Source organism: Maledivibacter sp., from assembly GCA_025210375.1.
Classification (GTDB): domain Bacteria; phylum Bacillota; class Clostridia; order Peptostreptococcales; family Caminicellaceae; genus JAOASB01.
In genome coordinates this window covers 94,558-107,128 of sequence record JAOASB010000005.1, presented here as the reverse complement: position 1 = coordinate 107,128, position 12,571 = coordinate 94,558, and the positions used below count along the sequence as shown (strand labels likewise).

The following is a 12,571-nucleotide window of genomic DNA, read 5'->3' as shown; positions in this document are numbered from 1 at the left end:
TTTGTCACTCCTACTTTTCAATAATTCTTATTCTTGGATCTATAAATCCATATAATATATCTACGATTGTATTGGCAATAACAAGAAAGGTTCCATAAAACACTGTCATTCCTAAAATCAATGTGTAATCTAAGGTTTGTACCCCTGCCACATAATATTTCCCCATACCCGGTATTGCAAAAATAGATTCTATAACAAATGTCCCCGTAAGGACCGATGCAGTAATAGGTCCAAGTACTGTTATAATTGGTAGTATTGCATTTCTTATTTGGTGCTTAGATGTAATTCTGAACTTGGATATACCCTTTGATTTAGCTGTTTTTATATAATCCTGTTGAACTACTTCAAGCATACTTGCCCTCATTAGTCTAGATACCAATGCTAATGTGTAAAATCCTAATGCTATTGAAGGTAATATTGTATATCTAAAACCTTTCCACTGGGCCACTGGAAGCAGTCCCCATTTTATTCCGAAAAAATATTGCAGCAAGGAGCCCATGATAAAATCTGGAACTGAAGTTCCAATTATTGCTATAATAATACATAAATAATCTAGAAATTTTCCCCTGCTCAAAGCCGCTCTAATTCCAAATATTAATCCCAGGGATACTGCAAATACCATGGCCCGGATACCAAGATTAGCTGAATTTGGAAATGAATCTTTTATTATACTATTAACTGTTATATTGACATAATTCATGGAGTAACCTAAATCACCCCTTAGTAAATTTGAAATATAGGTAAAGTATTGAATGATTACCGGTTTATCTAATCCATAGTATTTTTCAAGATTCGCTCTTATTTCCGGTGTCATTTTTTCACTTGCAAAAGGGTCTCCGGGCATAAGCCTAACTAAAAAGAATACTGCCGTTACCAGTACTATAATTGTAAAAAAAGAAATTATAATTCTTTTAAATATATACTTCCGCATTTCATCACCTCGTAAATTTAAATGAATTATAGAAGACAGTTCTCACCGTCTTCTCAGACTGCCTACCAATTCGAATTTCTTCGTTGTCGCTTCAATCAAGAACCCTTACGTATGTCTATATACGCTACGGCCTCTCGATTTCAGCACGCCTTGAACTTCGAATTGGTAGACAGCCTGTCATCTTATAGACTTTATCTACAAGATGAGAAGACAGTTCTCACCGTCTTCTATAACTCAGAATTAAAAGCATTATCATCTAATCTGTAAATCCAGCATAAATATAATCATAGTTTACTCCTACAAAGTATGTCTTAAATCCTATAAGATTAGGATTCATGATATATGCTTCTCTTCTCAATTGCATTGGTACTATTGCACCATCTTCTAAAATTGTCTTTTCTGCTTCAAACAAGGCATCCATTCTCTTTGCTTTCTCTGTACTTGTTCTTGCAAAATTTATTAACTCATCATATTTATTATTAGAGTAGGAACCGTGATTATAGGGTGAACTTGTTGTCCATAGTTCTAAATAAGTCATAGGATCAGAATAATCTGGACACCATCCAGAAAATACCATTTGGAATTTATGCTCTGCTTCCATTTGTAACCTTTGCTTATAGGGTACTTGTTTTATATTGATTTTGATACCTAAGTTTGTTTGTAACTGATCTTGTATAACTTCAGCTTGTATTCTTGATTTTTCCTGATCAGTAGTCAATAATTCAATCTCTATTTCAGCCGGATTATTAATTTTCAATTCCTTCATAGCTTCATTTAGATATTCCTTTGACCTTTGAATATCTCCTTTTTCAGGGAATGCTACTAAAGGATATTCATCTCCATATTTTCCATTTACTCCACTAACATCTGGTAATACATATCTAGTTCCGGGTTCATACATTCCCTGGGTCGTAATATCTACATAATCTCGTCTATTGATTCCATAATTTATAGCAAGCCTAAGATTTTTATTATCTAGCAAACATGTCCCATCCATATTTAACTTTAGAAAATCATCGGCTCCGTTAAAGTAATAGGTAGCTTTATCTTTATATTGAGGCAGTAATTCCGATGGAACATTTACAAAATCTAAGGAACCTTCTTCAAACATTGCCACTGCGGTCATTGCCTCTGGAACTACGATGATTTGAACTCCATCAAGTTTTATTGCATCCGCATTCCAGTAGTCTGGATTTTTTTCTAAGATCAATCTATCTTCGTGTTTCCATTCTTTTAAAACAAATGGTCCATTATAAACATTTTTATCTGCATCTGCTGCAAAATCCTTTCCATATTTATTTACTATATCCTCCCTTGCAGAATAAAGCTGCATCATGTGTAACATACTCAAGAAATATTCAGTAGGATTTTCAAGCTCTATTATTAAAGTTTTATCATCCTTAGCTTTAACTCCCATTTCATCAAGAGCTAATTCTCTAGAATTCACTTTAGCGGCGTTTTTAATTACGTATCCTAAAAATGAATAAGGGCTTCCTGTATCTGGATTCATTAATCTTTTCATCCCATATTCAAAGTCCTGAGCTGTTACAGGCTTTCCATCACTCCACTTTGCATCTCTTAAATGAAAAGTATAGGTCAATCCATCCTCTGAAATTTCCCATTTTTCTGCTATCCCCGGTAAAATTTCACCACCATAACTTCTTACTAAGCCTTCAAATATTTGAGCCCCTATTGTTGCAGTAGGTACAGCATTTGCCATTTGTGGGTCTAATGTAGGAGTATCGGCTCTTAATGAGTACCTCAATATTTTCTTCTCTGCTGAATTTTCTGCTGAATTTTCTATATTTGCATCAGCATTATTAGTTGGTTGTGTATCCTTCGATTTACATCCTATCAAACTAAATACTAAAATAAAAATTAAAAGATATGCACATATTCTCCCTATATTTTTCATTTATTTTCCTCCTCAATTTCTGTTTATCTTATTCATATACAATAAAGTCTCTATAAAATTTTTATTACACCTCCCTAGTACAATATTATTTCTAAGATTCGTTCTACATTCCTTATGTCTACATTATGAGTTTTAAATCTCGATCAATTGCTTTGGTGAATTTGTTAAAATCTCACAACCCTCTTTAGTAACCAAAACTTGTTCCTCGATCCTCACTCCTCCCCACCCAGGAATATATATACCTGGTTCTATGGTTATAACATTGTTTTCTTCAAGTATGTATTCACATAGTGGACTTATATAGGGTTCTTCATGAACTGCCAAACCTACACCATGTCCAATACTCCCATAATGATATTTTATATATTCTGTTTTTTCCATTGCTTTCAAAGAAGCATAGTATATTTCCTTTGTAGATTTTTTTGCTTTTATGGCACTGATTGCTTCTTCCCCGGATCTTTTCTCAATATCATATATTTCTTTTTGTTTCTCATTTGCTTTCCCAAGTACAACGGTTCTAGTCATATCCGATAAATAGCCATTATATCCTGCTCCGAAATCCATCAAAACAAAATCTCCATATTCCACTTTCTTATCCGATGGGATGCCATGTAGAAGGGATGTTCTTTTACCTGATACTAGAATATTTTCATAGCCCCTAGCATCTGACCCCTCCATTTTTAAATAATAAGCTAGCTTTGCAGATAGTTCCTTTTCTGTAACTCCTACTTTAATATCATTCAATATTCTCTCGAAAGCTTTATCACCTATCTCACATGCTCTCTTTATATACTCCACTTCCTTAGGTGTTTTTATGGTTCTTAACTGTTCAACTATTTTGGTTGTACAAGTAAGCTTAGCTGACACCATATTATCTAAATCTCTAAATTGTTTATAATTAATAGCTTCCGGTTCTATGCCCAATAGTTCTATATTTTCTTTTTTAGCTATATGATCAATTGCAGTACTTAGTTTCCCACCTACTATTTTCCAGTCTATGATTTCAAACCCTGGACACTCCTCAGCGGCTTGTTCCGTATAACGTGCATCTGTAATGAGATATTTTGCTTTTTCAGTCATTAGCAGATATGAATCATCACCTTTATATCCACTTAAATACCTCACATTATGTGGATTACTGATAAGCATACCATCGATATTATTCTTTTTAAATTCATTAATAAACTTATCTATCATCTTATCCTGCCTCCTATTTTTATATTTAGACATAGAGAAAATTGCATAACTCTTACTTGGCTAAGTTGCATATGCGAATATCATCCTTGATTTAATTGCTTAAGATATAAGCATATTTGACTGTATGGCTTTGAAGAATTTTAGACTACATATGGTAGATAGTTTTTGTAGAAGGTAATTATGCAATTTGCTCTATATATAAAATCCCAATATTTCTTTTATATTTTAATCTCTTAAATACTTTAAAAGCATTACCTATTCAAAACGAGAATGTGGATTTATTAGGGGTACTATATAGCTAAAAGCAATTATTATGCCAATTTTAGAAGGGAGTCTAAACCTACACTTCAGTATGACTATTCTCAATGGATTTCTCTCAATAAGAAGAAAATCATTTTTGAAATTTTAGAATTTTTTAATTTGCAAGAATATTTTGTCTGAATTATAGTCGCTAAAATATGCAATATTTTCGTCGTTTTGTATTTTTTTCGTCATGTTTTTATTGTCATAGGCTCCACCCTTGAACTTAAAATCATAAAACCCATTTATAATTTCTATAGTGGGTGATATAAAGCAATTTATATTTTAAAATAAAAAAATCTCCCAGTTATTAAAACTGCGAGATTCTTTTATCACTTTTTCTATTTTTCTAATACTTTTTTTAATTTAACCCCATACTCTTCTTCAATCCCATATTTATTTATCTTGCTATTCAGTGTTTGCCTAGGAATTTTTAAAATTCTAGCGGCCTTCGCCCTGTTCCCTTTTGTCTTTATAAGAGCTTTGGTTATGATTCTTATTTCTATATCTTTAACGGTATCCTTAAGTGGAGGAATTTCCTCTTCATCGATTTCATTTATTAATTCATTTTTTAATAATTTCTTTGACTCCCTATTAATATTTCTGATATACTCCGGCAAATTATATACCTCAATCCTATTATCATCTAGGAAACTAATTATATTTTCAATAGTATATCTCAACTCCCTAACGTTCCCCGGCCAATTATATTCATATAATCTTTCAAGGCATTCCTCGGATATCCCTACAATTTCCTTGTTTAGTGAATAACTATATATATCAATGAAATGCTTTGTCAATATTTGTATATCTTCTTTTCTTTCCCTTAAAGGGGCAACATTTAATGAGATAACATTTAACCTATAATAAAGATCCTTTCTTATTACACCTTTTTCTACTGCTTCTAATGGAGGTATATTAGTAGATGCAATAACCCTAACATTTATTCTTATGGTTTTATTACCACCGACTCTCCTAATCATGCCTTCCTGTAAAACTCTCAACAGCTTAGCTTGTAAATCAATATCCATAGAGTTGATTTCATCTAATAGCAATGTTCCCCCATCAGCTAATTCAAAAATCCCAGGTTTTTCTTTAGAATCAGTAAAACTACCTGCAGTGGTGCCAAAAAGTATACTTTCCAGTAAATTTCTAGGTATCGCAGCACAATTCTGTGCAATAAAAGGTTTTTTCCTTCTTTTAAAGCTAGCATTATGTATTGATTGAGCCACTAGTTCCTTCCCCGTTCCCGTCTCCCCATAAACCAATACGGGAGAAGAACTATCGGCGATCTTATATATTTTTTTCTTTAATTCTTGTATTTTATAACTATTTCCTAATATATTATTCAATGTATAAATCGTTCCATTTGATTTGATATCTTCATTATTTATTTTTGATTTCCCTTCAACATTTTGAAGTTCTAATATTTTTCTATAAAGTTCTTTATAATCATTTATATCCTCTAAAATTTCTAGTACCCCAATTATTTCATTGTCTTTAAACAAAGGTATGGTAGTAGTAACGGAAATTACTCTATTACCTTTAAAATTGTTAAAGGTATGGACATAATTAATTATAGGTGTGTTAGTTCTTAGCACACGATGAATTGTGCTTTCTTCTTTAGTTATTCCATCAAAAATATCAAGTACATTTTTACCGATAGCATATTTGGGATCTGATTCAAAAATATTTCCATTGGATTCATTAAAATAGACAATATTAGCATTATTATCGACTACTATTATCCCTTGATTTTTGAACTTTAAAATAATCTCTAATAAATATTTATAATCCACATGGCACTCCTTACTTGCTATTTTTTTGAATAATCATACTATTATTTTACAATTATTGAATATATTTGACAAGTATCATTATTTAGATTACGATCCCAACCAAAATTAGACTTTAAATATTGACCTATTATACAATTTCCTTATCCTTTCATTTGTAACCTTTAAAAAAATCCTGAATATAATAAAATTATAGGCAAATTTCTATTATGGAGGGATTTGAATGAAAAAATTTAAAGCTATTTCCCTGTTCATATCTATAGTGTTGATATTATCCATAGCTATAACAGGATGTGGCGAAAAAGAGCTTACAAAGGTTACAGTTGCAGAAGTAACCCATTCCGTATTTTATGCACCCCAGTATATTGCCTTAACCGAAGGCTTCTTTGAAAAAGAAGGACTAAAAGTAGAATTTTTAAATACTAAGGGTGCCGATAAAACTATGACCGCATTATTATCTGATCAAGTGGACATAGGCTTTATGGGTCCAGAGGCCTCAGTTTATGTTTATAACCAAGGCAAGGAGGATTACGCAGTAAACTTCGCACAGTTGACCCAACGGGATGGCTCCTTCTTGATGGGAAGAGAAAAGGCTGATAGCTTTAATTTTGACATGCTTAAGGGAAAAACCATTATAGGTGGAAGAAAAGGCGGTATGCCTGAAATGACTTTGGAATATGTACTTAGAAAACACGGTCTAGAACCTGGTAAGGATGTCACAGTTAGAACGGATATTCAATTTGCAGTAATGGCCGGTGCTTTTAAAGGAGGAGAAGGTCACTATGTCACCCTCTTCGAACCAACGGCAACAATGATGGAGAATGAAGGTGCTGGATATATAGTGGCCTCTATAGGCGAAGAAGGCGGATATATACCTTATACCTGCTACTGTTCTAAGAAAAGCTATATTGAAAAGAATCCTGAGGTGATTCAAGCCTTTACAAATGGGATCTATGAAGGAATGAAATGGGTGGAAAGTCATAGTACTGAAGAGATTGCAAAATCTCTACAACCACATTTCCCGGATGCTGATTTAGAAATCCTTACTGCTTTAGTGGAAAGATATAGATCTCAAGACACATGGAAGCCTGACTTGATTTTAACTGAAGATGGTTTAAATCATATGATGGATATTATAGATCAAGCCATAGGACTTGATAATAGAGCCCCCTATGAAAAAATAGTTACTACTGAATTTGCTGAAAAGGCTATGGAAAAGTAAGTGGATAATGTATGATTTAAAGTCCCTATGAATATAAAATTATTTAAGACCATTGCGATTTCAACCGCAATGGTCTTAGTCTAAAATTACACCAATTATGATATCCACATATGCAATTTAAGCAAATAAGAATTATATAATCTCCTTAATTACTTATATGTTTTTTATCAAGATATCCCTTGAAGGGGTCTACTGCTTTTCCGTCTTTTCTTACTTCAAAGTGTAAATGTGGGCCTGTAGACATCCCTGTGCTACCTACCTTTGCTATTTCATCTCCTGCATTTACTTTTTGGTCCTTTTTTGCTACTAATTCATTGCAATGTCCATAAAGAGAAACAATTCCGTCTCCATGATCAATAATTATTGTATTACCATAGGGCCCATACTCCTGGGAAAATATTACCTTCCCATTTGCTGCCGCAACAATTGATTTCCCAAGAGGCGCTGCTATATCTGTACCCGTATGTAACTTTTTCTTTTTCAATATAGGATGTACTTTCCATCCATAATGACTTGTTATCTTAGTATAATTAGGCAATGGCCATATCATTTCTTTAGTAGCTTCCCCTTTAGCTGAATCCCCTTGCCCACTATCCTCTTTTACTTCATTATCATCTTTAATAGAAACTGAGAGCTTCTCGCCTTCATCCTTCACTGGAATATTCTCCTCTACGTAGGTATCTGGCTGAGGAATTTCCTCTTTGGCATTAGTTAAAAACATACATCCCATCAATATTAAAATTCCTATTGACATAACTGACAATCTATAAGCATTTTTTTTGAATAAAGCTATCATTTTCATCCTCCTTTTAAGCTGTTTCTTTGATCCTAGCATTCCAGCCACCCCAATGTATTTTAAAGGCTGTGCAGTATTTTGTATTAAGTGAATTATGGTTTGCCCATATCCTTTGCAATCATCATGATCAACATAGGAAAGGGCTAAAGCATCACAAGAAATTTCACAATCTTGACGCATTTGATATAATCCATACCAAATAACAGGATTAAACCAATATAGTACCTTTATAAAGCTCATAAGCCAAAATGTGGAAATATCCTTTCTTTTAAAATGAGATAACTCATGAAAGAATATAAACCTTAATTCATTTTCATCTATCTGCCCTTCAATATTGAGGGGTAATAACAATCGTGGTCTAAACAGTCCATAAAGTGCAGGTGCCTTTACAGCACTTGTTTTTATCAAAGGTAAATTTGTATTAATTCCCATTTTCCCTTTGCATTCTTCTAGTATTTTTTTTGTGTTGTCACTTACCTCAAAACTGTTTTCCTTTATATATAATCCAAATTTCATATTTGCCAAAACGATAACTGCTAATAATATTATTGAGATTACAGCCCAAAGCATAACAAACTTGAACTGATTGCTACTTTGAAAAAATATACCCTTCAAAGTCAGGGGTGAATTATCATTAAATAATTCAGTTTCCATATTTTTACCATTGAACCAACTAATGATCTCATTTGGGTTATATTTCATATAGTTTTCTGATATAATGTTTTTGTGATCACCAAGGGTGAATATATTAAAAATGCTAATTGAACTTTGGGGGGCAAAGGGTATTATCAATCTTATCAAAGCTAAGAACCATATATTGTAATGCCATCTAGCCCCCAAACTATTTTTCAGAAGCCATTTAATTAATATGATACTTATTATCAAAAAGCTTCCCTTTATGGATGTATCTACCAACCAATATAATATCTTTGAATAATCCATATACAGCTACCTCACTTCAATCCTTCTTCTCATCTAAAATCCGTTTCAAATCGTCAATATCCTCTTGGGATAATTTCTGGATTTCTAAAAAATTTGCAATCATTGGCTTCAACGCCCCTCCATATACTTTTCTTAGAAATGACTTGCCTTCTTCCTTAGCACACTCTGACTCAGTTACTAAAGGAAAATAGTAATAATATCTGTTTTTTTTCTCAAAAGCCACGGCATTCTTCTTTACCAATCTACTGATCAATGTCTTCACAGTAGTAGGTCTCCAATTAGTACTCTCCCCTAATATTTCAATGATTTCACCAGCTGTCTGTGGTGATTTTTCCCAAAGTATCTTCATAATTTTCCATTCTGAATCTGATATTTGCGGTATTTCCTTCATCATTTTCACCCCCTTTCGACTACATTTGTAGTTTATAATCAGTCTACGCTTGTAGTCGCACTTTGTCAATACATTTTTTGATAAATTTATCCAAATTGATGGTTAATATGATATTCTTAATGTTTTCTTAAATTTATTATTTATGATATTCTTCCACTTTTAATGTTTATATTGTTATATTATAATAGATAATGAAATAATTTGTCGTTAATGAAGGGAGTAAATCAGGTTGTTACTATTATTTGCTGTTGTTAAGGGTAGACTTGCTTTGTGTGATATTTTTGACATGAACTTATTCTGGAATAATACTGTGGGAAGGGGTATATATGATTCTTTTTCTAAAAGCCATATATTAACTTTATGCTTTATTCTAGGTCTTATTTTTTTGATGTTTTCTAATAAAGAGAGGCTTAGAGAACCAAATACTAGAGTAAAAATAGGAAGAGTATTGGCATTCATTCTATTTCTCCAATCCTTTTTTCTGCATTTTTGGTATATTGAAAGGGGAGTATTTACTATCCAAGAATCATTGCCATTATATCTATGTAGAATAACTGTTATACTTTGTATTTTTATGATCTTAAAAGAAAGCTACTCTATTTTTCAAGTAGTTTATTTTTGGGGATTAGGAGGTGCAAGCCAAGCCCTTTTATTTCCTGATACGGGGGGATTTCTATTTCCCCATTGGATGTTCATTGAATTTTTTGTAGGTCACGGTGCAATATTAATTGCTACCTTTTTCATGATAATTGCCTATGAATATAAACCTACACTAAAATCCTTAAAGAAGACATTCCACTGGAGTTATATATATTTGGCCTTTGTTGGAATATTTAATTATATAGTTGATGGAAATTATTCATATCTGAGAAGTAAGCCGTTGGCATCATCAGTACTTGATTATTTCCCTCCATATCCATACTATATTCCAATATTAGTAGCGGGAATGTTCCTTATTTTCACCCTCATATATATACCTTACTATATACATGATCTGAAAAGAAAAAAACTTGATAATGTGATAAAAGCTTAGAGTATACTTTGCTACTATTTAGCTTTATTATTATAGACAAAGTCTACAATATGATAGGCCGATAATCTAAAGTTCAAAGCCTACTAAAACCCAGAAACCACGGCGTATATAGACATACGTAAGGATTCTGGGTTTTATCGACAAGGAAAAATCTCCACTTGTTAGGTAAACTAAAGACTCCCGAACATAAACAGGAGTCTCAGATTGTTGACAAAGTCAACAAGATGGTAGGCTGCCTAACAATTCGAAGTTCGAGGCGTGCTGAAACCGAGAGGCCGTAGCGTATACAGACATACGTAAGGGTTCTTGGGTGAAGCAACAACGAAGAAATTCGGGTTGTTAGGCAGCCTAAGACTCCTGAACATAAACAGGAGTCTTATTTTTTATAGAAAAATCTGATCAAAAGTCCAGAGGCTTGACACACTTAAATTTTTATTTTAATTTAAAGACTTTTAGCTAAATCCTTTAAAGAAATAATTAAGCTATTTAATTCTTGAACAGCAGCAAATATTTGCTCTATATCTTCGACATGCTCGCTGGATATGGATCTACTCTTTTCAACTAAGCTTTTTGTTAATTGATTCGATTTTTTTATTTCTTCTAGTATAGTTCTGACATCATTAACTGCATCGGCACTAGAAGCCCCAAGTTTTTTCACTTCATTGGCCACAACACTAAAACCTCTACCAGCTTCACCTGCCCTAGCTGCTTCTATTTGTGCATTTAATGCTAAAAGATTGGTTTGATTTGAAACCATTTTTATAAAATTTAAAACCTCGTCTGTCTTTTTATAATTATCTTCGGAGCCTTGTACAGTTCCCACCATATCTTCACTTATAGTCTCTTGGCTCTTGGAACCACTGGATATTTTATTTATGTACCCCAAGATGTTTTCTATGGATTCTAAAAGTCCTTCACTAATATTAGTTATATTTTCTTCTACCTCAAGTTCATATCCTAATGCTACGCCTCCCACTATTGTCCCATTTTCATCCTTTATCGGAATATAGATAGCTTTAAATGGAATCCCATACAGTTCTCTCTCTACCTTTATTTCTAAGGATTGTCCTGTCTTCATCACCTTCATCATAGGATCATCGGGGGGAAGCATTGAGTTAGGTTGTATCTGTAAATCTATAACTTCATTTGGAAAATATTTTAAGTTTTTTTCTAAATCTGTAATCCCTATCATAAAACCATTTCTTCTACCCTTTGAAAAATAAGGTGCTACATCAATAATTTTTTGAATAACAGGATGTATATTCTCCAAATCTAATCCCTCCAATTTAAAAATATAAATAATAATACTTGATTGAGCAAATTGCATAATCACCTTCTATGGAGGAGTTAGGGTAAATCCTAATTTATACATAGCAAAATATTATACACCTCTGCCAAGTGAGAGTTATGCAGTTCCCTCAAGTAATTAGTTCTTAACCATTAATCATTACTATCGTTTTCCTATTATATTTTCAATACAATTGTAACATTTTGCCTATATTCAGTCAATATTTTATGCAATATTATATTTGTTTCTTTTTGTTTATATTTGTTTATTTGTGTTCCGTTGTGTTTTTAGGCTTTTGTGACTTTTCGAAATAAATAAAGCATCTTGCTTAAAAGCAAGATGCTCAGATTGTTGACAAAGTCAACAAGATGCTTTATTTACTTTGATTATTCCCACTCAGGTGTATAAAACTTACCACTTTTCTTTATTCTCTCCCCTTCTTCCTTAGTAACTATGTATGCCTTTTTTCCTTCTTGCCCATATTCTTTTGCCATATTTATTGCCTTAACTCTATTCATTGGCTGGGATATAGAATTATTTTCACATACAATAACATATTTTTTATCCATTTTTTGACCTCCACTATTTTTATACAAGGAAATTGCATAACCTTTAATTGGCTAAGCCGCATATGGGAATATCATCCTTAGTGTAATTACTTAATACATAGGGATATTTGATGTTATAGCTTTTGAAATTTTAAAACTACATGGGGTAGATAGCTTTTATGGAAAGCGATTATGCAATTTGCTCATATAAT

Annotated in this window: 10 protein-coding genes; 2 read left to right on the top strand and 8 right to left on the bottom strand. The window is 32.5% G+C overall.

Going from position 1 to position 12,571, the window contains the following annotated elements; genetic code table 11:
- Positions 1–10 precede the first annotated feature (10 nt).
- The 4 genes from N4A68_02080 to N4A68_02065 form a co-directional block, all read right to left on the bottom strand.
- Positions 11–931, bottom strand: coding sequence for an ABC transporter permease (locus N4A68_02080; protein MCT4563109.1), 921 nt, complete (start codon positions 929–931; stop codon positions 11–13).
- Positions 932–1,187: 256 nt separating this feature from the next.
- A complete protein-coding gene (locus tag N4A68_02075; protein ID MCT4563108.1) occupies positions 1,188–2,846 on the bottom strand; it encodes a peptide ABC transporter substrate-binding protein in 1,659 nt (552 codons plus the stop codon).
- 132 nt (positions 2,847–2,978) lie between these two features.
- A complete protein-coding gene (locus tag N4A68_02070; GenBank protein ID MCT4563107.1) occupies positions 2,979–4,043 on the bottom strand; it encodes a Xaa-Pro peptidase family protein in 1,065 nt (354 codons plus the stop codon).
- A gap of 641 nt (positions 4,044–4,684) precedes the next feature.
- The gene (locus N4A68_02065; protein MCT4563106.1) at positions 4,685–6,142 is read right to left on the bottom strand and encodes a sigma 54-interacting transcriptional regulator; all 1,458 of its coding nucleotides are present in this window, start codon (positions 6,140–6,142) and stop codon (positions 4,685–4,687) included.
- Between the two features lie 220 nt (positions 6,143–6,362).
- Here N4A68_02065 and N4A68_02060 point away from each other — a divergent pair, with 220 nt between their 5' ends.
- Positions 6,363–7,361, top strand: coding sequence for an ABC transporter substrate-binding protein (locus N4A68_02060; protein ID MCT4563105.1), 999 nt, complete (start codon positions 6,363–6,365; stop codon positions 7,359–7,361).
- Between the two features lie 145 nt (positions 7,362–7,506).
- On the opposite strand, the gene N4A68_02055 is transcribed toward N4A68_02060, so the two are convergent.
- Together N4A68_02055 and N4A68_02050 are read right to left on the bottom strand one after the other, a co-directional pair.
- Positions 7,507–9,099: a peptidoglycan DD-metalloendopeptidase family protein gene (locus tag N4A68_02055; GenBank protein MCT4563104.1), complete on the bottom strand. Its 1,593-nt coding sequence runs from the start codon at positions 9,097–9,099 to the stop codon at positions 7,507–7,509.
- 16 nt (positions 9,100–9,115) lie between these two features.
- On the bottom strand, positions 9,116–9,490 hold the full coding sequence (locus tag N4A68_02050) for a BlaI/MecI/CopY family transcriptional regulator (GenBank protein ID MCT4563103.1): 375 nt from the start codon (positions 9,488–9,490) through the stop codon (positions 9,116–9,118).
- Between the two features lie 229 nt (positions 9,491–9,719).
- On the opposite strand from N4A68_02050, the gene N4A68_02045 reads away from it, so the two are divergent.
- Positions 9,720–10,523, top strand: coding sequence for a TIGR02206 family membrane protein (locus N4A68_02045; protein ID MCT4563102.1), 804 nt, complete (start codon positions 9,720–9,722; stop codon positions 10,521–10,523).
- A gap of 442 nt (positions 10,524–10,965) precedes the next feature.
- Here N4A68_02045 and N4A68_02040 read toward each other — a convergent pair whose 3' ends face one another.
- Positions 10,966–11,601 (bottom strand): methyl-accepting chemotaxis protein, encoded by a 636-nt coding sequence (locus tag N4A68_02040; GenBank protein ID MCT4563101.1) that lies wholly within the window; start codon positions 11,599–11,601, stop codon positions 10,966–10,968.
- 596 nt (positions 11,602–12,197) lie between these two features.
- Positions 12,198–12,380 carry a hypothetical protein gene (locus N4A68_02035; GenBank protein MCT4563100.1) on the bottom strand — a complete coding sequence of 61 codons (183 nt, stop codon included), beginning with the start codon at positions 12,378–12,380 and terminating at the stop codon, positions 12,198–12,200.
- Between the last annotated feature and the right edge of the window lie 191 nt (positions 12,381–12,571).

What these genes read in the sequence shown, in the direction of transcription:
- N4A68_02080 (MCT4563109.1), bottom strand. Translation starts at nt 931, where the DNA reads ATGCGGAAGTATATATTTAAAAGAATTATAATTTCTTTTTTTACAATT.
- N4A68_02075 (MCT4563108.1), bottom strand. Translation starts at nt 2,846, where the DNA reads ATGAAAAATATAGGGAGAATATGTGCATATCTTTTAATTTTTATTTTA.
- N4A68_02070 (MCT4563107.1), bottom strand. Translation starts at nt 4,043, where the DNA reads ATGATAGATAAGTTTATTAATGAATTTAAAAAGAATAATATCGATGGT.
- N4A68_02060 (MCT4563105.1), top strand. Translation starts at nt 6,363, where the DNA reads ATGAAAAAATTTAAAGCTATTTCCCTGTTCATATCTATAGTGTTGATA.
- N4A68_02055 (MCT4563104.1), bottom strand. Translation starts at nt 9,099, where the DNA reads ATGGATTATTCAAAGATATTATATTGGTTGGTAGATACATCCATAAAG.
- N4A68_02050 (MCT4563103.1), bottom strand. Translation starts at nt 9,490, where the DNA reads ATGAAGGAAATACCGCAAATATCAGATTCAGAATGGAAAATTATGAAG.
- N4A68_02040 (MCT4563101.1), bottom strand. Translation starts at nt 11,601, where the DNA reads ATGAAGACAGGACAATCCTTAGAAATAAAGGTAGAGAGAGAACTGTAT.
- N4A68_02035 (MCT4563100.1), bottom strand. Translation starts at nt 12,380, where the DNA reads ATGGATAAAAAATATGTTATTGTATGTGAAAATAATTCTATATCCCAG.